Source organism: Nocardia sp. NPDC006982 (assembly GCF_042869435.1).
In the GTDB taxonomy this organism is placed as follows: Bacteria; Actinomycetota; Actinomycetes; order Mycobacteriales; family Mycobacteriaceae; genus Nocardia.
Genome location: NZ_JBIAFV010000001.1, coordinates 251972 through 272038, shown reverse-complemented (window position 1 = coordinate 272038; position 20067 = coordinate 251972). Strand labels below are relative to the sequence as shown.

Below are 20067 nucleotides of genomic sequence, written 5' to 3'. Positions count from 1 at the left end.
GACTGCTTTTTCGGCAGTCAACTCATCCGATCGGCTCCCGTCCGCGGTGGCGGTCCCGCCGCCAACACCGCCGTCTCCTCATCGGTCAGCAGTCGCGATCTGATGATGAACCGCACGCCCTCGGGCGCCTCCAGCGAGAATCCGCTGCCGCGCCCGGTCACCACATCCACGGTGAGATGGGTGTGCTTCCACAGTTCGAATTGATCGCCGCTGATCCAGAATTCGGTATGCCACGGCAGCCGGCCCAGCAGCACATCCGCACCGCCGACCCGGAATTCGCGCACCCCGAAACACATCGGTGAACTGCCGTCGCAGCAGCCGCCGGATTGGTGGAACAGCACCGGTCCGTGCTGTTCTATCAACCGGCGCAACACTTCTCGCGCCCGCTCGGTGATCGCGACGCGGGCTACTCTGCCATGCATCAGAAAAATCCGAGTTTTGTCGGTGAATAACTGACCAGCAGATTCTTGGTCTGCTGATAGTGCTCGAGCATCATTTTGTGGTTTTCCCGGCCGATGCCGGACTTCTTGTACCCGCCGAAGGCGGCGTGTGCGGGGTACGCGTGGAAACAGTTGGTCCACACTCGCCCTGCCTTGATTGCTCGGCCCATCCGGTAAGCCGTGGTGATATCCCTGGTCCACACCCCGGCGCCGAGGCCGTAGAGGGTGTCGTTGGCGATCATGGTCGCCTCTTCGACGGTGTCGAACCTGGTTACCGCCACCACCGGGCCGAAGATCTCCTCCTGGAAGATCCGCATCGTATTGGTGCCCTCGAAAATCGTCGGCTGGATGTAGTAGCCACCCGGCAGTCCGTCCACCTTGCGTGCTTCCCCTCCGGTGAGTACACGGGCGCCTTCCCGCCTGCCGATGTCGATATAGGACAGGATCTTTTCGAATTGGTCGTTACTGGCTTGGGCTCCGATCATGGTGGTGTCGTCGAGCGGATTACCGCCCCTGATGGCTCTGGTCCGCTCGATGCAGCGGGCCAGGAATTCGTCGTAGATCGACGAATGGATCAGTGCGCGCGAGGGACAGGTGCACACCTCGCCCTGGTTGAGCGCGAACATCACGAAACCCTCGACGGCCTTGTCCAGGAATTCGTCGTCGGCGGCCATGACATCGGGCAGGAAGATATTGGGGCTCTTACCGCCCAACTCCAGGCTGACCGGGATGATGTTCTCGCTCGCGTACTGCATGATGAGCCGTCCGGTGGTGGTCTCACCGGTGAAGGCGACCTTGGCCACGCGCGGACTCGCCGCCAGTGGCTTACCCGCCTCGACACCGAAACCGTTGACCACGTTGAGGACTCCGGGCGGCAGGAGATCGGCGATGAGCTCGATCACGAGCAGAATCGATGCCGGGGTCTGCTCGGCGGGTTTGAGCACCACGCAGTTGCCCGCCGCCAGGGCCGGGGCCAACTTCCACGCGGCCATCAGAATCGGGAAGTTCCACGGGATGATCTGACCGACCACCCCGAGCGGTTCGTGGAAGTGGTAGGCGATGGTATCGACATCGATTTCGGCGATGCTGCCCTCTTGGGCGCGGATGGCGCCGGCGAAGTAGCGGAAGTGATCGACCGCCAAAGGCAGGTCGGCGGCGAGGGTTTCGCGAACGGGTTTGCCGTTGTCCCAGGTTTCGGCGATGGCGAGGGGTTCGAGGCTGTGCTCGATCCGGTCGGCGATCTTGTTGAGGATATTCGCGCGCTCGGCGGGCGAGGTGGCGGCCCAATTCCCGGCGGCGAGGTGCGCGGCTTCGAGGGCCATATCGATGTCGGCCGCGGAGGAGCGCGCCACCGAGCAGAAGGTTTCGCCGTCGACCGGGGATGGATTCTCGAAGTACCTGCCCTCGATCGGAGCCGACCAGTCACCACCGATGAAGTTGTCGTAACGACTGGCGTAGGTGACGATGCCGGTGGCGGACCCGGGTTTGGCGTAGATCATCTGTGGACGCTCCTCGCGAATCTTGCCTGCCGGGCCACAATGTCCGGAGAAGGTTGGTGCGAGGTTGGTGCCGTTGTGACAGGGGTGACTCAGGAGCGAGGGGTGACTCAGGAGCGCAGCGCGGTGTACAACCGGGCGACGACCACGGCCCGGCGCACATCGTCGGCGGGCAGCAACCGCAGCGCGTGTTCGTGGACCTCGATATCGCCGGGGGCGCGCTCGCCGAAAGCGACGGCGTGATCGGCGCGGTCGCTCGCCAGCACCGCAGTGCGCACCCCGACATCGAGATGGTTGCGCCACTGCAGCACACCCGGGGTGTCCGAACCGGGCAGCAGCGGTCCGCGGTAGAGCCAGACCGCCGAGGTGGTGTCGCCCGCCTGGATGGCGGCGAGCAGATCGACCGCATCGCAGGAGACCGGACCGGTGAGCATGTAGCGGCGGTTGCTGATCTCACCGCCGGTCGTGCGCCGCAGATGTGAGACATCGGCCTTGAGCGTGCTCGAGGACACCGGACGATCGCCGTAGACCGCGGCCTGCAGTTGTTCCGGGGTGAACCCGTCGGGCTCGAGCGCGAGCAGCGCCAGGATTTCCAAGTGGCGCGGCGGCAATGGCACCGGCCTGCCGTCGCGAATCAGCCGTGCACCGCCTAGACATTCGAGCCGCACACCGCGCGCCGGTGTCGGTGCGGCCGCCCGCAGCATCGTTTCGACCGCGGTGACCAGGGCGCGGACCGAGGTCAGCACCATCGGATGCGAACGCTCCCAGGAACTGGACAGATCGAGCACACCGATCTGGCGGCCGTCGGGTGCGTGGATCGGCGCGGAATAGCAGACCCAGCCGTGCAGCGCGGCGACCAGATGTTCGGCGGAGAACACGGTGGTCGGGCGGTCGCTGTGCAGGGCGAGCGACAAACCGTTGGTGCCCATATGGCTTTCGTCCCAGCAGCCGCCCGGCGCGAAGTTCACCGCCTCGGCTTGGCGGCGCAGCGCGCGATCGCCGCACGACCATAGGATGGTGCCCGCGGCATCGGTGACGACCGCGAGATAGCCGGCGTCCTCGGAGATGTCGCGCAGATCACCGGCCAGCTCGGTAATCGGTTGGCGCAGTGGGGATTCGGTCCAGCGATCGCGGACATCGCCCAGGCCGGGCGCCTCGGTACAACTCGGATCGACGGTCGTCAGCGACCGCTGCCAGGATTGGAAGACCTCATTGCGTAGCGAGGTCGAACCTGCGGGTATGCCGAGAGTGCTACTCGGAGCCGTCGCCCAACGCGCCCATTCTTTTTCCAGTGCGGCCCGTTGTCGGGTGAGGGTGCGGAATTGTGCCACCTCGATAACCCCATCGTCAGTGTGAGCTCACATTCGCTATCTCATGATGGCGTACGCATTAGCTCGAGTCGAGGGTCCGACGGCAAACCGACCGTCCTCCATTGAAGATTCAACTCCGATCTGCGATCGCGGTCTACGCTGCTGATATGGCGAGAGTTTCGGGACGAGCCAAGGTGGCCGACGTGCACGAACTGGCCACCGGCATGCCGTTCGTCAATCGGGTGGATGGACCGCACGGCAACGCGGTGTACCAGGTCGGCGGCAAATCCTTCGTCTTCTTCCGCAATCCGCGCCCCGACGCTTTCGACCCGGATACCGGTGAGCGCTATGCCGATGTGATCGTGATCTGGGTGCCCTCGGAGTCGGACAAACTCGCGCTGGTACAGGATCCGAATTCACCGTTCTTCACCACGCCGCATTTCGACGGGCATCTATCGGTCCTGGTGCGCGGCAGTCGCATCGGTGAACTCAGCAAGCAGGAGTTGGCCGAGGTCATTCAGGACGCGTGGCTGAGCCGGGCCTCCCGGAAACGGGCGGCCGACTGGCTGGCCGCGCATAATGTCGCGGACTGACCTGCCGTTGCGTGTCCTGCATTCAGCGCAGCAGTTCGATGACCGCGCCCATCGGCTCCATGCTGCTCTCCAGCACAGAGACATAGCTGAATCCGAACCGTTCCCTGCGCTCTTCCAACTGCCGCGCCATTTCCTTCGGCGTGCCGATCAGCAATGCGGGCAACTCCTCTGGCTGGTCGGCGACATCGGTGGGCAGATGCGGCCCATACAGTTCCAGTGCGCTCGACCGTTCCTCCGGTGGAATTACGCGCTGCAGCAGGATATTCAGCTCGACCTCCTCGGCCCGTGCCCCGAGCAACTCCCGCAGGTAGGCCATCCGCGCATCGGTGGCGGCGGGTCCGACGAACTGCAGCGGTCCACCGTTGTACGCCGGAGCGGCACCGGGCAGCGCGACGATATCGGCATATTCGGCCGCGACCCGCAGCAGCCGATCGCCCCAACCGGCGATGACCAGCGGCGGACCCGAGGGCTGCGCGGGCCGGGGCTGATACTCGGGATCGGCGAACAACCGCCGCAATGTCGCCGCCGTCGCCGCCAACTGCTCGACCCGCTTGCGCGCGCTCTCGAAAGTGATTCCGGCCGTTTCGAATTCCTGCCGGACATATCCGGCTCCGAGGCCCAACTCGACCCGTCCATCGGTGAGTTGATCGGCCGTCGCGGCCTCGCGCGCCAGGAGCGCCGCGTTGTAGAACGGCGTATTCAATACGAACGTCGTCAGCCGAACCCGCTCGGTCGCCTCGGCCGCCAGCATCATTGCCGGAAACGGTGCGGGCAACCCCAGATGGTCGGCCACACCGATCACGTCGTACCCGAGTTCCTCGGCCCTGCGACACTTTCGTATCCACTCCGCCCGCGAAGTGGGAGCGAGCAGAGTGACACCGAACCGGAACTTGCCTCGCGCAGCCGTCACCCTTCCTGTCTACCAGGCCGAACCGATCAGCACGGCGCGAGCGCCAGTCCCACCCAAATCATTCCGGCCAAGGTCACCACCGCCGCCAATACCGGGCCCGGTCGCCGCAACCTGGCCGATCCGATGATCCGTCGCACCGCATTTCGCCATTGCGGCGCATCGGATTTCGTCTCCGGTGTCCGCCTGCCAAACCTGCGTCGCACCAACCCGATGGTGCCGATGATGAGTGTCGCGATCAGCATGGCCCCGCCCTACGCATGCACCGCTGTCCGACGCGACGACGCACCGGCAGCTCGTGGCACGACGCCGAATTCGATCAAACTCTCCGCGGTATCCAGGACAGTTTCCCGCACCGGCCGCATCGACCATCCGAGCTCGCGCCGCGCCTTCTCGGAGCTGAGCTGCTCGGTGCGACCCAACGTCGGCACCGTCAATCGAATCCCCTTGTCGAACAGGGCAATCGTCCGCACGAGAATATTCGGGATCACCCGTGTCGGTACCCGGTATCCACGCGGCCCGAACTCCTCGGCCAATGTCCGCCCCATATCCGCCATCCAGACATGTTCGCCCGCGCAGATGTACCGATTTCCGACCGCTCCGGGAGCTTCCAGAGCTAGCCGATGGGCCACCGCGAGATCCCGCACGTCCACCACCGCCCATCCGACCCGAGGCGAACCCGGCGCATCACGGGCGAGTAGCCGGCGCACCGGTTCGTGCGAGGTGCTCGTCGCCGTGGATTGCAATGGCCCCAACACCATTCCGGGATTCACTACCACCAGCTCGAGATCCGACTTCGCGGCGAAATCCCATGCCGCCCGTTCGGCCAGCGTCTTGCTCTTCTGATAGGCCGCACTGCGTTCGACCACCGACCAATCGGCCTCGGTGCGCACCGCATCGGTCTCGTGGCCATAGGTGATCGCGGCGATCGAGGAGGTGAGCACGACCCGCTGAATGCCGCCGTCGGCACACGCCCGCAAGACCCGCAAGGTCCCGTCGACCGCGGTATCGATCAATTCTCGTTCGTCGTCCGGTGGCGTCGCCGGAAACGGTGATGCCACGTGTAGGACGGAGGTGCAGCCCGAAACGGCCGCCGCCCACCCCGCATCGTCGTCGAGATCTGCCGCGACGAACTCCAACTCGCCGCCGAGCCGATCGGCAAGTGCCACCAGATGTGCGCGTTTATCCGCTTTTCCGAGGTCGCGAACCGTGCCGCGCACGGCGTATCCGTGCTCGAGCAGTTCGGCGATGACGTGTCCGGCGACGAATCCTGTTGCGCCGGTGACGAGTACCCGTGAGCTCATATGCTTACCCGCTTCGAAGGAGGGAATGCGGCCAGCCCATCTGAGCGCCGCTCAGATTATCTAAGCACTGCATAGTTAGGCTGTCCAGCAGGCGTCGAATACGCTCGATTGGTGACGCGGACCAGTTACCACCACGGCGCGCTGCGCGACACGCTCCTCGCCGCCTGCCTGCGGCTGATCGAAACCGAGGGCCTCGGCGCGGTGAGCCTGCGGCGGGTGGCCCGCGAGGCGGGCGTGAGCACCGGCGCGCCGTACCACCATTTCGCTGATCGCTCGGCCCTGCTGGCCGCTCTGTCGACCCAGGGATTCCGACAGCTCGGCAGCGACTTGGCCGACGCACGCGCCGCCGCCGGCACACCACTGCAAGCGTTGACCGCGATGGCCGAAACCTATGTGCGGTTCTCCCAGGAAAATCCCGGCTACTTCCGCCTCATGTTCCGCCCGGAACTCTCGCAACCCGATAAGCATCCGGATGCGCAGGCGGCGGGCGACGCGGCCTTCGATGTCCTCGCCGACACCATCGCCGAAGCCGTCGCCGCAGGATTGCTGCCAGCCGACAAAGCCGACACCCTGGCCGTCATGTGGTGGAGCCTGGCGCACGGCATGGCCTCTTTGTGGCTGGACGGTCAGCTCGAAAAGCGCAGCATCCAACTCGGCACCACCGCGCCCACACTGGTCGGGGACATCATGCGCACGTTCACCGCGCTGGTCGGCCCCGGCGCGTGACACCCGCGCGAGCGCACCCGACACTAGAGTGAAGCCGAACGTTTGCTCCTCCGATGCACCCGCACACTTCGAGAGGGATGTTCCGATGACACAGCAGCTCGATCCCACGGTCCAGGAATTCGTCACCGCGCTCAACGACTGCGATCAGGACCGCTTCTACGCCATCCTCACCGACGACGCGACCATGTCCGACGACGGTGTGGAGCGCAACCTCGTCCAGTGGACCGACTCCGAGATCTTCGGCAGCAATGGGCGCATGAATGTCGAATCGGTCGGCGACAACGGCACCGAACTGGTTGCCGACTACACGAATTCCCGCTGGGGTTCGATGCGCACCGCGTGGCGCTTCATCGTCCGCGACGGCAAAATCAGTCGATTCGAGACCGGCCAGGCCTGAGTAGCCTGAGTTCGTGTTCAGCCCACCCGCCACCCGACCGCCACCCCCCACGGAGTCGCTTCGGGACGCTGTGATCCCTCACTACGGCACAGGCTCTCTTGCTGATTTGTTCCCTTCCATCCTCGCCGGGCTCGGTGTACCCGGCGAGGTCGACCGGCTCGGCCTCGAGCTTGCCGCCGACCGGATCTGTGTGCTGCTGATCGACGGTCTCGGCGCGGACGCACTCGCCGCGAATTCCGATGCGGCGCCGTTCCTGTCGGCGCTGGCGCAGCGCACGCTGACAGCGGGCTTCCCGAGCACGACGACGGTCAGTCTGAGTTCACTCGGCGTCGGTGTGCCGCCCGGCGAACACGGGTTCACCGGATACTTGATACACGTGCCCGGCTACGACCGCTTGGTGAATGCGCTGACCTGGCGGCTGCACGGCGCGGGACCGAAGATCGACCTGCTGCACGATCTGGTGCCGGAGCAGTTCCAGCCCACCGCCACGGTTTTCGAGCGCGCCGCGGCCGACGGTATCGCGGTGGCCCAAGTCGCCCCCCGGCTACAGGCGGGGTCCGGGCTGACCAGGGCGGTGCTGCGCGGCTGCGAATTCCGGCCCTATGTTTCCGTCGGAGATTTCGTCGACGGCGTCGCCACCGCATTGCGCGCGGGCTCGCGCTCGCTGGTCTACGCCTACCACGGCAACCTCGACACGACCGGTCACGTGCGCGGACCATCCTCGGACGCTTGGCTTTTGGAGCTCGCGCACGTCGACCGGTTGGCCGCGACCATCGCCGAACATCTGCCACCCGATGCCGCGCTCGTCGTGACCGCCGACCACGGCATGGTGGAACTCGCCGACCGCGTCGACTTCGACAAGACCGAGATACTACGCGAGGGTGTACGCCTACTCGGCGGCGAACCGCGCGCCCGCCATGTCTTCACCGTCGACGGCGCGACCGCCGATGTGGCGGCGACCTGGCAGGAATACCTCGGCGCCGACTTCGATGTCATCTCTCGCGCCGAGGCGATTGAACGCGGCTGGTTCGGCCCCACCGTGGCACCGCATATCGCCGAGCGCATCGGTGATCTCGTGGTAGCGGCCCGTGGTCTGCGCGGTGTCGTGCGCACCGGCGCCGAACCGCTGGAATCGATGCTGATCGGCCACCACGGTTCGCTGACGCCCGCGGAGATGAATGTGCCGCTGTGCACGTTCCGACCGTAACCGTCCGTTGCCCTAGGCTGTTACGCGTCGTCGCGGGCATGGTCGCTCGCTGAACCGCCCAGGAGGATCTCTATGAACGCCACGCTCTTACGCACCGGACTCGGGGTCGCGGCGATCGCGGCACTGCTGGCCGGTTGCACCGATATCGAGCGGGCGCTCAACCAGGGTGGCGACACCACCTGCCGCGATTACGTCAAACAAGATCAGGACACGAAGCGCACGACGATCACCAAATTCATCAAGCAGCAGACCAACGATGATCACGAGCCCGCGGGCACGGCGGTAGATGCCACGATGCTTCAGGTGGACCTGCTGTGCGGTGCGCAGGTCAATCAGGACACCCCGATCAAAAAAGCCGATATCGCAGGCATTTTCCTCAACAAGTAGTCCGAATACGCGGAACGCGGACACGCAAAGCGGCCCTCAGCAAACCGAAACTTAGGGCCGCTTTGTGATTTCGGGACTATGCCCGGTCGAACTCGCCGTCGGTGACGCCAGCGGTGAAGGCGTCCCACTCGCCGGGCGTGAATACCAGCGCGGGGCCGGTCGGGTTCTTGGAGTCCCGCACTCCGACCATGCCTCCGTCAAGGTGTGCGACCTCCACGCATTCGCCTGTGCCCCCCGAACTGTGGCGTGATTTGAACCACTTCGCCCCCGTCAGGTCGACTTCAGCGTTCACCGCTATAACTCCTTGCTATCTCTCTCAATAGGACACGGCTCGACCTAGCATCCATCGTCGCCCCAACCAGCGTACGGAACGTGTGCCGACAGCGTTGTACGTCGTCGCGCTTCTCGAGATACGCATCCCCCGTGTAGCTCTCTGCGTAGATGACAGACGGTTCCACCGGTTTGCCTTGTGCGTCCTTCGGGAAGGTGATCACAATGAACGGGGTGACCAGCCTGCCGATTGGCAAGCCAGCCTCTTGCCTGAGTATGCGTAGCTCGATGTTGTCGAGCGTACTCATGTCCGCTGCATGTCGGCACTGGTCAGCCATAACCTGCAGATTGCCGATGATGGTCCGCAGCGCGTTCTCATGAATCACGGCCGTGAGTTTGCATGGGTTCCGGGGCCGCGTGAGCAGATGCTGACGTCGAGCCCGAACGGCTGCCAATCGTTCCAAATCCGCCTCCGAGACTCGCGGCTGCACGGCTCGGTTCATGGCCTGCGCGTAGTCGTTGGTTTGGAGAAGGCCGGGGATGATGAGCGGCTGAAATACAGCCAATTCGCTTGCGGCGGATTCAAGTTCGACGTACGTGTTGAAATTCGGACTCAGTACGTCGCTATAGGTTCGCAGCCACGACCGGACCGGGGCCTGTCCTGCCAGTTCCTTCCACGCCGCGAGGTCTTCCGCATCAGCCCCGTAAAGTCCGCCCAGGGCGTCAAGATCTGTCGCCCTTACAGTTTTGTTGCGGCCGTTCTCCAGTCTGCTAATCGTTGCGTTACCCCAGCCGAGTGTCCGCGCGGCGACCTCCAAGCTCAGGCCCGCCCGCGTCCGCGCTTCTCGCAGTAAACGACCCAGTTGCCTACGCGGCAAGGTGGTTCCGTTGTCCTCTGGCCCGTCATCGTTTTCGGTCACCCCTTGCGATCCCCTTCCGGCTTGCGGCGCAGCTTCCTTCCGTGGCGGAAGGAGCGTAACTGTGTCAGCGGAAGGAGTACTGCGCTTTCACTCGAGTTTCGCCAGTTCGCCATTGCGCCTGTCCGAACGATGGCACTTGGCAGACCCTTTGCCACATGTCCACGCCGAAACGAAAGCTTCCACAACGAGATCCATTCACCGGGCCACCAACCGCGTACACCGGTGCACCGCCCGAGTTGGTCGAGAGGGTCGCGCTCGCAGTCCGGGAGTGGGCTGGCCCGGCGATAGCTCCATCCGTGCGTCGCCTGCTCGAAGACTTCCACAGGGAGACACAGCACAAATTCGACCTCGCTCCCATCGACAGCCGTCCGATATTCGAGGGTGCGGACGGCTCGTTGCTGCTGGTCGACGAGGACGGATGGATTTCCGACTCGGACGCCGATCTCGATCAGGCCGACGCAATCACCGTCCAGCTCACCGATGTTCGCGACATCGAGGAATCGTGAGCTCGAAACCTCAAGACCTCGAAGATGTTTCGCCTCGTCCCAACGAACCGGATGTACATCTCAGCGTGTTCCTGCACGGCGTGCGCCTCGACTACGCCGCCTGCCTTACCGCGGCGTTGATATTCACGCGTGAGCACCAGAGGCGGCACTACGCCGACGCGGTCACAATCGATCTCGGCGACACCAGTCGCTATCCGCGCCTGCCGTGCGAACGCCTCTTCCTCGGCTCATGAGATGAGACGGAGGGCGAAATTCAAGAGCGTCAACGGAATCCGCCGTGCTGTTGGACCTTTCCGGCGGCAGTCGAAGAAAGTGCTGGTCACGGCATGCTAGGCATGCTATGCGCATAGCACATTAATGTGATCTGTGTCACATTCCGCCGGGCATTTTGTCGGTGGTGCATGGCATGGTGGGCGACATGCCTTTTGCCGATTCCGTCGTCGCCACGGATGTCATCCGTGTGCTCGGTGCCAGTGAGCACAATCTGCGCAATGTGTCGTTGGAAATCCCCAAGAACAAGATCACTGTCTTTACCGGCGTCTCCGGGTCGGGCAAATCCTCGATCGTCTTCGACACCATTGCCGTGGAGTCGCAGCGTCAGCTGTATGCGACGTTCCCCGCGTTCATTCTCAACTTCCTGCCGCGCTATGAGCGGCCGCACGCCGAGGCGATCGAGAACCTGACGGCTCCGGTCATCATCGACCAGCAGCCCGTCGGCGGCGGGCCGCGCTCGACCGTCGGGACGATGACCGATATCTACTCGATGGTGCGGGCGATGTTCGCCCGATTCGGTTCGCCCTCAGCCGGATTCGTCTACAACTACTCGTTCAATGTGCCGCAGGGCATGTGCCCGGACTGCGATGGACTCGGAGTCACGGTGCGGGCCGATCCGGATCGGTTGGTCGACCGGAGCAAATCGCTGAACGAGGGCGCGATTCTGCTGCCCGGTTATGCGGTGGACAGTGGCGAGTGGCAGATGTACGGCAAATCCGGGCGTTTCGACCCGGACAAGAAACTGGCCGATTACACCCAGGACGAGTTCACCGACCTGCTCTACGGCACCGGCGGCAAGGTGGAACTGACCTTCGCCAAGGGCACCTGGAAGGCGAATTACGAAGGGCTGGCAGCCAAATTCACCCGCACCCGGTTGCAGCGCGACACCTCGACGCTCAGCGAGAAGACACGCGAACAGATGCAGAAGTTCCTCACCGAGGGTGTCTGCGCTACCTGTCGTGGTGCACGGCTCAACGAAGCGGCATTGGCGACGAAGATCGGTGGCCGCAATATCGCCGACTGGTCCGGACTGCAGATCACCGATCTGATGGCGGTACTCGATGAGATCACCGATCCGGCCGCACTCGGACTGGCCGCCGCGATCCGGACCGCGCTGCAGCGGGTGACCGATATCGGACTCGGCTATCTGAGCCTGGATCGGCCGACCTCGACCCTGTCCGGCGGTGAGGGACAGCGGCTCAAGATGATCAAACATCTGTCGAGCACGCTGATCGGAATGACCTATGTCTTCGACGAACCGAGCGTCGGATTGCATCCGCGTGACGTCGGCCGGTTGAACAACCTGCTGAAAGCATTGCGGGACAAAGGAAATACCGTGCTGGTGGTCGAGCACGATCCGGACGTCATCCAGATCGCCGACCATATCGTCGATGTCGGGCCGCGTGCCGGTCTGCACGGCGGGGAGGTGGTGTTCGAGGGCAGCTTCGCCGAACTGCGGGCCGCGGATACGCCGACGGGTGCGGGATTGCGCAGGCCGTTCACGGTGAAGGAAACCTTCCGTAAGTCGAACGGCGCGTTGCTGATCGAGCATGCGAATGTACACAACCTCAAAGATGTGACCGTCGCGGTGCCGACCGGCATTCTCACCTCGATCACCGGCGTCGCCGGTTCCGGTAAGAGCAGCCTCATCCGCGATGTGTTCGTCCGGGAGCATCCGGATGCGATCTTCGTCGACCAGTCGGCGATCGGGGCATCGTCGCGGTCCACACCCGCAACGTATCTGGGCCTGATGGACCCGATCAGGAAGTTGTTCGCCAAGGCGACGGGCGAGTCGCCCGGCCTGTTCAGTTTCAATTCGACCGGAGCCTGTAAACAGTGCGAGGGGCGAGGCGTGATCATCACCGAAGTCGCGTACATGGACCCGGTGACCACCCACTGCGATGCCTGTGACGGACGACGGTTCTCCGACGAGGTGCTGGCACTGACTCTGCGTGACAAGTCGATTGCCGATGTGCTGGCGATGTCGGCCGAAGAAGCCCTCGGTTTCTTCACCGAAAAGGCGCTGTCCACAAAGCTGCGCACGATGAACGAAGTGGGCCTGGACTATCTGAGCCTCGGCCAAGCCATGAGCACCCTGTCCGGCGGCGAACGCCAACGCATCAAACTGGCGACCCAACTCCAGAACACCGGTACCGTCTACGTCCTCGACGAACCGACCACCGGTCTGCACATGTCGGATGTGGACACTCTGCTCGCCCTGATGGACGGCCTGGTCGACCGCGGCAACACGGTGGTGGTGATCGAACACAACCTCGACGTGGTGGCCCACTCCGACTGGGTGATCGATCTCGGCCCCGACGGCGGCAAGGACGGCGGCGAAATCGTCTTCACCGGAACCCCCGCCGAATTGCTGACCCACCCCACCTCACTCACCGGCGAATACCTGCGCAAGTACAAGGCCGCCGGGTAGGGCAACGTGGTCGGCCAGCCGATCCGAGCAGGAGTCGGCCGGATAGCTCTTTCATCGGAGTCGTCTGGCGCGCAATCGATTTCGGCGACAGAACGCGGCTCGAAGGGGAATGATGGAGTCGCACATCGGCAGTTCGCCGGTGCGTCCGGAGCAAGGGGGCAATCTGTCATGGGAAAGGTCGACACAAGGGGCGTGTGGACGCGCGTCAGCGTGGAGGAGTCGCAGTTCGAGGGTTTGAGGCAGCCCGGCGTCAGATCGAGTAGTGGCATCAGATCCAGCATCAGATGGGGCAGCGGCCAAGACGGCGGGAAGAGCGGTTACGACTTCACCGGCCTCACCGACGTCGAAGCTCGCCTGGACGGCAAGGATTTCAATCTGGGCATCTTCACCCACTACAACCATCGAATTGTCCTGAAACACAGTCAGTTCTCGGTGTTCTTGAAGGTCACGGTGGACTTCCAGGACGAAGGGTTCGACCATACGTTCACCTTGCGTTTCCGCCACGACGAGACGCCCAACCAGCCCGGGGACGTGGACGATGTGGTCAGGCTGCCGATCGTCCACGAGGACGACATCGTGCGGGTCGACGGTGCCGAATATCAGGTGACGATCAGCGGTTTCCGGGACCACGGGGGTCAGGGGGACGTGCAGCCGCAGTTCTCCAATCCCGAGGGTTCGATCAAGAGAGTGTGGCTCGTTGCTCGGTTCGAGCCGATAAGCGAGCCAAGTTCCTGAACCGCGGCACGATGGGCCGTCGCACCCGCACCCGATCCGAAGGGGTGCGGGTGCCCGCCCGGTTATGGGCGTTTCGGTGCGGTCGGGTCGACATCGCGGCATAACCAGTTGATCGATTGCTGGACCGCCTGCTCACCGATGTCGCGGCAGCGTTGCGGGACGGCGGCGTGTTCGTCTTCTCGATCCTGCATCCGGCATTCTTCAGCCACGACATCGTCGACGAAGGACCCGACGGAGGGCGCTACCGCAAGGTCACCGGCTATCTGGAGCCCGAAACCCGGTGGATCGAGTCCTTCGGCGGACACCGTCATTACCACCGCCCGCTGTCGTGGTATGCCGAACGGTTGACCGCCCACGGGCTGGCCATCACCGGAATCCACGAACCACTCTCCCTGCCGCACAACGATATTCCGTCCGCCGAGTGGACCGAGTACCAGAGGTGGTTCAGCACCATTCCCACCATGCTGGCGATGTCATGCATCCCGTCCGATCGGGCAGCGGAGCCGCGGCGCGGCTGATACTCCGGGCTCGCAGACCGAGATCGGCGAGCCCGCCACCGTCTCCACCGGGGATCACTCGAATACGAGGCCCTACCAGTACGGATCCCCGAATCAGGCGGAGTCGACGAGGGGGCGGACATGCGCTGCGGCGGTGGCGTCGTCGCGCCACGTGCAGGCTAGGCCGAAGGCGGCTACTCGGCCGGTGGCGAGAACGGCTCGTACGGCGGCTGAGACCTCGGCCAGGGTGGGGCCGTCGGGCGCGGGGAAGAGCAGGCCCGGGAGGTCATCCGGGGTGACCACGTCGAAATCGACATGAAGGTAGAGCGGGCCGTCCGGGAGGTCGCCGATGTCGTCGACCGGGCGGTGCCGGATCTGCGCGGTGCGCAGGTATTCGACCTCCGGTCGGTCGAGGTCGCGGCCGCCGACCAGGATGGCGCGGTCTTCGGGGATGTCGCGCAAGCCGATTCGGTCGGCCATGAGGTGACGGCCGTAGCCGACGAGCATGCGCAACGGAAAGCCGCCGAGGTAGCCGGACGCGGAGGTCTCGAGAGTTTGGACGTCGCCGTGCGCGTCGAACCAGACGAGCGCGGGATCCAGTCCGGCCCTTTGCAATCCGGCCACAGTGCCGAGCGCGGTCGTGCAATCTCCGGAGGCGACGATCGCGCGTTCACCGCGAATCGCGGACTCCGCAACCCGATCCGCGACTGCGTCATAGAGCACGGCCATCCGCGCCCAAGGATCATCGACATCCGGCAGATCGGCCGTGACCACCGCATCCGGGGTGATCGGAGCATCGATCTCCGGCCGGTATTCATCGAGGTGGTACGGCACGAGCAAGCGCATCCACCGAGCCTATTCAGGGCCGAAGCGCGCGGCCACCGAATTGGGAGTCACTAGGGCCGGGGGAGCGTGCATCCGCCCGGCGCGGAGCGCCCTCTCGGTCCGTGCACACCGAGAGGGCGACATGCGCGGGTCCCGGCGATGTCAGTCCGGTGCTCGGGAATTTCGGTGCACGCAGGCCGAGGCCGTTGACGGCGGATTGTTCGGCGTCGGCGAGATCGACGCCCCAGGCCCAGGCCAGGCTGCCGTCCGGTGCTTCGGCGACCGCGGCGCAGGCATTGACGAAATAGACGTAGGCCGAGCAGTCGAGGCCCCGCCGCAGCGGGCATCGGCGGCGCGACCGGCCTCGGCGGGGCTGGCGTAGTTCACTGCGGCGACCGCGCGGCCCAAGAACCGCCCATCGTGCCCGAAGCATCCGATTCGATCAACTCGATGGCACACCGCCGCGGCTTGCTCAGCCCGCCGCGTTCACCGATACCGACTGATACCCGCCCGACTGCACCGCGCTGGTGATGAGGGCCCGGACATCGCGCGGTGCACTCGACAGCAGCTCGAGCAAGTCCGTGCTCGATGCTTCGAGGAGTCCGGCACCGAGATTGGCGAACAACGAGAGTGTGTGCGTGATCTGATACGGCTCCAATCCACTGCCCTGCAACATATTCCGCATTTCGCCGAGCGAGACGGGCGCGTATCGCACCGGGCGACCGAGGGATTCGCTCAGGATCTCGGCGATATCGGCACCGCCGACCGCGGTCACACCCTCCAGCTCGTACACCTTGCCCGCATGCCTGCTCCGCCGACGCGCGGCCAGATCACGCTCGGTCTCCGCGGCCACCCGCACGGCAACCTCGGCCAGATCCTCGCGCGCCACCACCGAGATCCGGCCGGCGCCGAATGCCGCGGTGAATACCCCTGATTCGGCCGAGGAGGCGGCACCGGCGACGGCAAGCCCGACCGGCACCTGCGCATAGAGGCCGTTGCGCAGGACGGTCACGTCGAATGGTGCTGCAGCCAGCCGCTTTTCGGTCCACCGATGCGGCAGGGCAATGGTCATCAGATCGCCGGAACGCGCGAGGCTGGTGTAGATCACGTGCCGGACCCCGGCGGCCGCGGCGGCGTCGATCACCGCACCGTGCCGGGCCAATACCACATCGTCTTCGGCATATCCGGCCGAAATCAGTACCAGGACATCGACATCCCGCAGTCCCGCGGACAGCGTTGCCGGATCGTCGAAATCGATTCGGCGCGTGGTGGTGTCGTCACCGGAGCGGCTGCCCGCCGCTACTGTCAGGCCGTCGAGGGTGGACAGGCCGCGGTGGACGAGGCCGCCGAGGGATCCGGAGATGCCGGTTACCAGGATCATCGCAACGCTCCCGATTGTTGTAGTTGCTGAATTCGTCACCAGCATCGGCGGCCGCGGCGCGCGGCATAAGGAGGCACTTTCATGTCGGTCACGAACACGGCGATCACCGCGCAGGTCACGGGCACTATTCCCGACGGGCCCTGTGGCGACGACGACTGCGGCATCCGCGATGTGCTCGACCGGCTGGGGGATCGGTGGACGGTATTGGTGATCGTCGAACTGAGTAAAGGAGTGCGGCGTTTCCGCGAATTGGAGCGGGCGATTCCCGGGATCTCACAGCGGATGCTGACACTGACCACCAAGCGGCTGTGCCGTGACGGCATGGTCGAGCGCATCGCGTATCCGACGATTCCACCGCAGGTCGAATACCAGCTCACCGAGACCGGCCAGAGCCTGGCCGAGGCCGTCGGCGCACTCGCCGACTGGTCACGCGATCACAAGGACCGCATCGCCGACGCCCGCCGACACTGGGATGCCGAGCACGCCGACTGAGCACCTGTCGCGCGCGGGCGAACAGCGCTTGAATGGAAGTGGCGCCACAGGGAGGTTCCGATGACCCTTACCGCTCGTGACCTGCTCGACGGGATCCAAGCCGAGCTGGCCCCGCACGACGACGACAACCGCATGGTTCCGCTCATCTCGGTGGGCAAAGCACCACGCGCGGTCTTCGCCGCGATCGCCGCCGAGGAACAGCGCATCGTCAGCAGCGACTGGCGCAGCTTCCACGCCTTGGCGGCGAAGACGGACGAACCGCACGTCAGAGCGTTCCTCGACGGCCTCCCTCCCAGCGAGCGGCAGGCACTCGCGCTGTTGGACGCCCTCATGGCGGCGGCCGGACCCGACCAGGGCATGGAGCTACCCAGAGCGGGTTGCCAGGCCTACCCGGCCTATGTGGCCTGGTTGGCACTGAACGCCGAGCCTTCCGCCGCCGCGGCGGGTATCTACGCGAATGTCGCCGCATTCGGCCGCTACTGCCGGGCCGTCGCCGAAGGCATGCGCGCGCACTACGAGTTCGACGACCCCGCCTGCGCATTCTTCGACTTCTTCGCCGCCGACACTCCCGAAGCCGAACAGCGGGCCCACGCCGCAATCCAGGCCGGAATCGACAGCGGACGCTTGAATCCGAACGACGCACACTTGTACGCCAGACTCTTCCAGAACTACGAACTCATGTTCTGGAACACCCTCGCCGACGAGTTCTCCGGATAGCACCGCGACCGGAGGGCCTCAGGCGGGCTGCCACAGTTCGACCCGATTGCCCTCAGGATCGGTGACCCAGCCGAATCGACCGACACCCGCCATGTCCTGCGTTTCTTCGGCCACGTCCGCTCCCTTGGCGCGCAATTGCGTGAGCATCGCATCCAGATCGCGGACCCGGAAGTTGAGCATGGTTCGCTGAGCGCGGGACCCGAAGTAGTCGGTCTCGGACTCGAACGTCGCGAACACGGTCGGCCCGGCTCCGTGATGCCACAGGCCGTTCTCATCTGCGTCCAGGCCCAGGCAATCGCGATACCACGCGCTCAGGGCCGCCGGGTCGGCGGCCCGCATGAAGTATCCGCCGATTCCGAGCACTCGTTCCATGCCGCTATCTTGCCAAGACGGTGACCGAGCGTGCTGGCACTACGGCTCTGAACTTGAAGGCCAAGTTGCACAGCCAGCCCGTCGGTGTACGTCCGACCCTGGAACTGGAACAGAGAACGGGCATCACCCTCGCCCGCGTGCAAGCCATCGCCGAACTGCAGCTGCACCCTCGGCGGTGACGACGGCTGGCGCCCCGCACCATATGGGTCGCTGATCCCGATGCGGCTGCCCGTTATCGCTTGGTTCATGCGTCGCTGAACAGCTATTCCGGGAAGCGGTCACCGAGGACTCATCTGTTCGATAACAGATTGCCCCGGCTGAGCGGGCTCGAGTTCGCCCATCGGGCCGAGGACAATTGGCTCGGTATTGCTGGAGCCACCCGCGCGGGCGTCCTCGGCGAATTCCTGCAGGCTCGTCGGCTTGTGGTCGTCGATGACGGGTTCTTCCAGGTTGGCTTCATAGTCATCATCGACCAACTGCTCAGGCGGGGTTGATCGAGAGTCTGTCAACTGAGCCCATTCCTTCTCGTTGCTGCCACCACCCGGCGAAGGCAGCTCCGACTGTGTGAGAAGCGCACCCGCGGCAATGGCCACGGCAGCCATCACGGCACCTCTGAACGGATTCTTCATACTGCGACCGACCTATGAGCGACATCGAAATCCATTGCGGTTGCACCTGATCGAACCCCTATGGCGAATGCCAGCGTACAGTCCGGCCGATACCGGCTGATTGCGGCTCAGTCGTCGGCGGTGAATCGGCAGCCAGTACCGCAGCTGACGAATGCATCGATTGCGGTGTCGCCCCGGTGCCGTGCCATGGCACTCATAGCCGTCGCGCGCAACAGCCGCGGCCCGTAGTCGGCCCGGCCCCGCACCACGTGGATCGTGCTCACCCCTCAACGCAACTTCGTGAACGTCGCACATCCAGTGGCTACGTCGCGAACCTATACCTTGTGCGAGCTTCTCAAAAGCCATGCGGGCGAGAGCTTCTCAACCGTCGAGTTCAAATCGCGCGATCGACCATCGAGGCGCTATCGCCGCTCGCTCAGCTGCTGCGTCCCCGTGATTCGGAGCAGTTCGAGTGCCGAGGCGGCGGGGGTGTCGGGTGCCGCGGAGTACACGACCACGGCCTGGTCGCTGTCGGGGACGAACAGAGCGTCGCAATCCAGGACCAACCGTCCGACCTCGGGATGATCGATGGTCTTGGTGGCGCTGCGCCAGTTGCCGGTGCTCCCTTCGCGCCACAGCCGGTCGAATCGCGTACTGCGCGAGCGTAGTTCGGTGATGAGTCGACCCAGGTCCGGATCGTCGGGATAGGCCGCCTTCGCGGTGCGCAGCGAGCTGACCCAGGATTCGGCGGCCGCCTCGGCCTCGGTGGGGGTGAAGACCACGCGGGATGGTTCGGTCCCGAGGAAGGACTGCCAGATGATGTTGCGCCGGGCGGGCGACCACGCGGAGAAGTCCCCGAGCAATGCCGCAGCCATCGGATTCCAGGCCAGCACATCGGCTTTCGCGGAGATCACCAGCGCGGGTAGATCTGCCATCCGGTCGAGCAGGCGCAGCACGCTCGGTCGCACCACCATGTTGATGCGGCCTTCCTGCGGTGGCGCCGAACCGGCCAGCCGAAACAGCAGATCGCGTTCGGGATCGGCGAGGCGCAGAGCGCGGGCGAGCGCGCCGAGCACCGCCACCGACGGTCGCGGTCCGCGCCCCTGTTCGAGCCGGACCACATAGTCGACGCTGACACCGGCCAGTTGCGCGACCTCCTCCCGCCGCAGTCCGGGCACTTGGCGGCGCGAACCGCTGGGCAGCCCGACATCGCGCGGCCGCACCCGGGCCCGGGCCTGCCGCAGCAGCTTGGCGAGTTCGGCGCGATCCATGC

General features: G+C 64.9%; 27 protein-coding genes. 13 read left to right on the top strand and 14 right to left on the bottom strand.

Annotated features, from left to right (window positions below):
* Nucleotides 1–17: 17 nt before the first annotated feature.
* The 3 genes from ACFYOW_RS01420 to ACFYOW_RS01410 all read right to left on the bottom strand — a co-directional run bounded on the left by ACFYOW_RS01420 (nt 18) and on the right by ACFYOW_RS01410 (nt 3267).
* Entirely contained in the window at nt 18–422 is a 405-nt protein-coding gene (locus tag ACFYOW_RS01420) for a DUF779 domain-containing protein (protein ID WP_040690510.1), read from the bottom strand.
* Nucleotides 422–1939, bottom strand: a complete 1518-nt coding sequence (locus ACFYOW_RS01415; protein WP_387283396.1) for an aldehyde dehydrogenase family protein — start codon at nt 1937–1939, stop codon at nt 422–424. The genes ACFYOW_RS01420 and ACFYOW_RS01415 overlap by 1 nt, the downstream gene beginning before the upstream one ends.
* Before the next feature lie 107 nt (nt 1940–2046).
* Nucleotides 2047–3267: a transcriptional regulator gene (locus ACFYOW_RS01410; protein WP_387283393.1), complete on the bottom strand. Its 1221-nt coding sequence runs from the start codon at nt 3265–3267 to the stop codon at nt 2047–2049.
* Nucleotides 3268–3413: 146 nt separating this feature from the next.
* Between ACFYOW_RS01410 and ACFYOW_RS01405 the strand changes: the two genes are divergently transcribed.
* Complete coding sequence (locus ACFYOW_RS01405) at nt 3414–3839, top strand: MmcQ/YjbR family DNA-binding protein (protein WP_387283392.1); 426 nt, start codon at nt 3414–3416, stop codon at nt 3837–3839.
* 22 nt (nt 3840–3861) lie between these two features.
* Here ACFYOW_RS01405 and ACFYOW_RS01400 read toward each other — a convergent pair whose 3' ends face one another.
* The 3 genes from ACFYOW_RS01400 to ACFYOW_RS01390 are packed head-to-tail and all read right to left on the bottom strand — an operon-like array spanning nt 3862 to nt 6050.
* Nucleotides 3862–4749, bottom strand: a complete 888-nt coding sequence (locus ACFYOW_RS01400) for a TIGR03621 family F420-dependent LLM class oxidoreductase (RefSeq protein ID WP_387283389.1) — start codon at nt 4747–4749, stop codon at nt 3862–3864.
* Nucleotides 4750–4775: 26 nt separating this feature from the next.
* Nucleotides 4776–4991 carry a hypothetical protein gene (locus tag ACFYOW_RS01395; RefSeq protein WP_387283387.1) on the bottom strand — a complete coding sequence of 72 codons (216 nt, stop codon included), beginning with the start codon at nt 4989–4991 and terminating at the stop codon, nt 4776–4778.
* A gap of 9 nt (nt 4992–5000) precedes the next feature.
* Nucleotides 5001–6050 carry an SDR family oxidoreductase gene (locus tag ACFYOW_RS01390; RefSeq protein WP_387283384.1) on the bottom strand — a complete coding sequence of 350 codons (1050 nt, stop codon included), beginning with the start codon at nt 6048–6050 and terminating at the stop codon, nt 5001–5003.
* Nucleotides 6051–6161: 111 nt separating this feature from the next.
* Here ACFYOW_RS01390 and ACFYOW_RS01385 point away from each other — a divergent pair, with 111 nt between their 5' ends.
* From ACFYOW_RS01385 to ACFYOW_RS01370, 4 genes are all read left to right on the top strand, one after another.
* Nucleotides 6162–6776 carry a TetR/AcrR family transcriptional regulator gene (locus ACFYOW_RS01385; RefSeq protein ID WP_387283382.1) on the top strand — a complete coding sequence of 205 codons (615 nt, stop codon included), beginning with the start codon at nt 6162–6164 and terminating at the stop codon, nt 6774–6776.
* An 85-nt stretch (nt 6777–6861) separates the two neighbouring features.
* Entirely contained in the window at nt 6862–7173 is a 312-nt protein-coding gene (locus ACFYOW_RS01380) for a nuclear transport factor 2 family protein (protein WP_387283379.1), read from the top strand.
* A 106-nt stretch (nt 7174–7279) separates the two neighbouring features.
* Nucleotides 7280–8380 (top strand): alkaline phosphatase family protein, encoded by a 1101-nt coding sequence (locus ACFYOW_RS01375; protein WP_387283376.1) that lies wholly within the window; start codon nt 7280–7282, stop codon nt 8378–8380.
* A gap of 72 nt (nt 8381–8452) precedes the next feature.
* Nucleotides 8453–8767 carry a hypothetical protein gene (locus ACFYOW_RS01370; RefSeq protein ID WP_387283374.1) on the top strand — a complete coding sequence of 105 codons (315 nt, stop codon included), beginning with the start codon at nt 8453–8455 and terminating at the stop codon, nt 8765–8767.
* 76 nt (nt 8768–8843) lie between these two features.
* Here the strand turns inward: ACFYOW_RS01370 and ACFYOW_RS01365 are convergent, their stop codons facing one another.
* Together ACFYOW_RS01365 and ACFYOW_RS01360 are read right to left on the bottom strand one after the other, a co-directional pair.
* Entirely contained in the window at nt 8844–9059 is a 216-nt protein-coding gene (locus tag ACFYOW_RS01365; RefSeq protein WP_387283371.1) for a DUF397 domain-containing protein, read from the bottom strand.
* On the bottom strand, nt 9049–9957 hold the full coding sequence (locus ACFYOW_RS01360) for a helix-turn-helix domain-containing protein (protein ID WP_387283368.1): 909 nt from the start codon (nt 9955–9957) through the stop codon (nt 9049–9051). The genes ACFYOW_RS01365 and ACFYOW_RS01360 overlap by 11 nt, the downstream gene beginning before the upstream one ends.
* Nucleotides 9958–10112: 155 nt before the next feature.
* Here ACFYOW_RS01360 and ACFYOW_RS01355 point away from each other — a divergent pair, with 155 nt between their 5' ends.
* From ACFYOW_RS01355 to ACFYOW_RS01335, 5 genes are all read left to right on the top strand, one after another.
* Nucleotides 10113–10463, top strand: a complete 351-nt coding sequence (locus ACFYOW_RS01355; protein ID WP_387283365.1) for a hypothetical protein — start codon at nt 10113–10115, stop codon at nt 10461–10463.
* A complete protein-coding gene (locus ACFYOW_RS01350; protein WP_387283362.1) occupies nt 10460–10696 on the top strand; it encodes a hypothetical protein in 237 nt (78 codons plus the stop codon). The genes ACFYOW_RS01355 and ACFYOW_RS01350 overlap by 4 nt, the downstream gene beginning before the upstream one ends.
* A gap of 185 nt (nt 10697–10881) precedes the next feature.
* Nucleotides 10882–13167: an ATP-binding cassette domain-containing protein gene (locus ACFYOW_RS01345; protein ID WP_387283360.1), complete on the top strand. Its 2286-nt coding sequence runs from the start codon at nt 10882–10884 to the stop codon at nt 13165–13167.
* Between the two features lie 168 nt (nt 13168–13335).
* On the top strand, nt 13336–13902 hold the full coding sequence (locus ACFYOW_RS01340) for a choice-of-anchor K domain-containing protein (RefSeq protein ID WP_387283357.1): 567 nt from the start codon (nt 13336–13338) through the stop codon (nt 13900–13902).
* A gap of 116 nt (nt 13903–14018) precedes the next feature.
* Nucleotides 14019–14420: a hypothetical protein gene (locus ACFYOW_RS01335; protein ID WP_387283355.1), complete on the top strand. Its 402-nt coding sequence runs from the start codon at nt 14019–14021 to the stop codon at nt 14418–14420.
* A 93-nt stretch (nt 14421–14513) separates the two neighbouring features.
* On the opposite strand, the gene ACFYOW_RS01330 is transcribed toward ACFYOW_RS01335, so the two are convergent.
* Genes ACFYOW_RS01330 through ACFYOW_RS01320 form a run of 3 tightly spaced genes read right to left on the bottom strand, consistent with a single transcriptional unit; the run spans nt 14514 to nt 16605 of the window.
* The gene (locus tag ACFYOW_RS01330; RefSeq protein WP_387283353.1) at nt 14514–15245 is read right to left on the bottom strand and encodes an arginase family protein; all 732 of its coding nucleotides are present in this window, start codon (nt 15243–15245) and stop codon (nt 14514–14516) included.
* Between the two features lie 13 nt (nt 15246–15258).
* Nucleotides 15259–15657: a DUF4189 domain-containing protein gene (locus tag ACFYOW_RS01325; RefSeq protein WP_387283350.1), complete on the bottom strand. Its 399-nt coding sequence runs from the start codon at nt 15655–15657 to the stop codon at nt 15259–15261.
* 39 nt (nt 15658–15696) lie between these two features.
* Nucleotides 15697–16605, bottom strand: a complete 909-nt coding sequence (locus ACFYOW_RS01320; RefSeq protein WP_387283348.1) for an NmrA family NAD(P)-binding protein — start codon at nt 16603–16605, stop codon at nt 15697–15699.
* A gap of 81 nt (nt 16606–16686) precedes the next feature.
* On the opposite strand from ACFYOW_RS01320, the gene ACFYOW_RS01315 reads away from it, so the two are divergent.
* Both ACFYOW_RS01315 and ACFYOW_RS01310 read left to right on the top strand, forming a co-directional pair.
* A complete protein-coding gene (locus ACFYOW_RS01315; RefSeq protein WP_387283345.1) occupies nt 16687–17097 on the top strand; it encodes a winged helix-turn-helix transcriptional regulator in 411 nt (136 codons plus the stop codon).
* A gap of 60 nt (nt 17098–17157) precedes the next feature.
* Entirely contained in the window at nt 17158–17814 is a 657-nt protein-coding gene (locus ACFYOW_RS01310; protein ID WP_387283343.1) for a hypothetical protein, read from the top strand.
* Nucleotides 17815–17832: 18 nt separating this feature from the next.
* Here the strand turns inward: ACFYOW_RS01310 and ACFYOW_RS01305 are convergent, their stop codons facing one another.
* The gene (locus ACFYOW_RS01305; RefSeq protein ID WP_387283340.1) at nt 17833–18186 is read right to left on the bottom strand and encodes a VOC family protein; all 354 of its coding nucleotides are present in this window, start codon (nt 18184–18186) and stop codon (nt 17833–17835) included.
* Nucleotides 18187–18206: 20 nt separating this feature from the next.
* Here ACFYOW_RS01305 and ACFYOW_RS01300 point away from each other — a divergent pair, with 20 nt between their 5' ends.
* Nucleotides 18207–18365, top strand: coding sequence for a hypothetical protein (locus ACFYOW_RS01300; RefSeq protein WP_387283338.1), 159 nt, complete (start codon nt 18207–18209; stop codon nt 18363–18365).
* A 99-nt stretch (nt 18366–18464) separates the two neighbouring features.
* Here the strand turns inward: ACFYOW_RS01300 and ACFYOW_RS01295 are convergent, their stop codons facing one another.
* Nucleotides 18465–18815: a hypothetical protein gene (locus ACFYOW_RS01295; RefSeq protein ID WP_387283336.1), complete on the bottom strand. Its 351-nt coding sequence runs from the start codon at nt 18813–18815 to the stop codon at nt 18465–18467.
* 401 nt (nt 18816–19216) lie between these two features.
* The gene (locus tag ACFYOW_RS01290; protein ID WP_387283333.1) at nt 19217–20065 is read right to left on the bottom strand and encodes a helix-turn-helix transcriptional regulator; all 849 of its coding nucleotides are present in this window, start codon (nt 20063–20065) and stop codon (nt 19217–19219) included.
* Nucleotides 20066–20067: the final 2 nt, after the last annotated feature.

Excerpts from the sequence above, each read along its gene's own strand:
- ACFYOW_RS01370 (WP_387283374.1), top strand. The coding sequence starts at position 8,453 with ATGAACGCCACGCTCTTACGCACCGGACTCGGGGTCGCGGCGATCGCG.
- ACFYOW_RS01390 (WP_387283384.1), bottom strand. The coding sequence starts at position 6,050 with ATGAGCTCACGGGTACTCGTCACCGGCGCAACAGGATTCGTCGCCGGA.
- ACFYOW_RS01340 (WP_387283357.1), top strand. The coding sequence starts at position 13,336 with ATGGGAAAGGTCGACACAAGGGGCGTGTGGACGCGCGTCAGCGTGGAG.
- ACFYOW_RS01310 (WP_387283343.1), top strand. The coding sequence starts at position 17,158 with ATGACCCTTACCGCTCGTGACCTGCTCGACGGGATCCAAGCCGAGCTG.
- ACFYOW_RS01325 (WP_387283350.1), bottom strand. The coding sequence starts at position 15,657 with ATGCTTCGGGCACGATGGGCGGTTCTTGGGCCGCGCGGTCGCCGCAGT.
- ACFYOW_RS01415 (WP_387283396.1), bottom strand. The coding sequence starts at position 1,939 with ATGATCTACGCCAAACCCGGGTCCGCCACCGGCATCGTCACCTACGCC.
- ACFYOW_RS01405 (WP_387283392.1), top strand. The coding sequence starts at position 3,414 with ATGGCGAGAGTTTCGGGACGAGCCAAGGTGGCCGACGTGCACGAACTG.
- ACFYOW_RS01295 (WP_387283336.1), bottom strand. The coding sequence starts at position 18,815 with ATGAAGAATCCGTTCAGAGGTGCCGTGATGGCTGCCGTGGCCATTGCC.
- ACFYOW_RS01355 (WP_387283365.1), top strand. The coding sequence starts at position 10,113 with ATGTCCACGCCGAAACGAAAGCTTCCACAACGAGATCCATTCACCGGG.
- ACFYOW_RS01290 (WP_387283333.1), bottom strand. The coding sequence starts at position 20,065 with ATGGATCGCGCCGAACTCGCCAAGCTGCTGCGGCAGGCCCGGGCCCGG.
- ACFYOW_RS01345 (WP_387283360.1), top strand. The coding sequence starts at position 10,882 with ATGCCTTTTGCCGATTCCGTCGTCGCCACGGATGTCATCCGTGTGCTC.
- ACFYOW_RS01380 (WP_387283379.1), top strand. The coding sequence starts at position 6,862 with ATGACACAGCAGCTCGATCCCACGGTCCAGGAATTCGTCACCGCGCTC.
- ACFYOW_RS01315 (WP_387283345.1), top strand. The coding sequence starts at position 16,687 with ATGTCGGTCACGAACACGGCGATCACCGCGCAGGTCACGGGCACTATT.
- ACFYOW_RS01420 (WP_040690510.1), bottom strand. The coding sequence starts at position 422 with ATGCATGGCAGAGTAGCCCGCGTCGCGATCACCGAGCGGGCGCGAGAA.
- ACFYOW_RS01320 (WP_387283348.1), bottom strand. The coding sequence starts at position 16,605 with ATGATCCTGGTAACCGGCATCTCCGGATCCCTCGGCGGCCTCGTCCAC.
- ACFYOW_RS01305 (WP_387283340.1), bottom strand. The coding sequence starts at position 18,186 with ATGGAACGAGTGCTCGGAATCGGCGGATACTTCATGCGGGCCGCCGAC.
- ACFYOW_RS01330 (WP_387283353.1), bottom strand. The coding sequence starts at position 15,245 with ATGCGCTTGCTCGTGCCGTACCACCTCGATGAATACCGGCCGGAGATC.
- ACFYOW_RS01395 (WP_387283387.1), bottom strand. The coding sequence starts at position 4,991 with ATGCTGATCGCGACACTCATCATCGGCACCATCGGGTTGGTGCGACGC.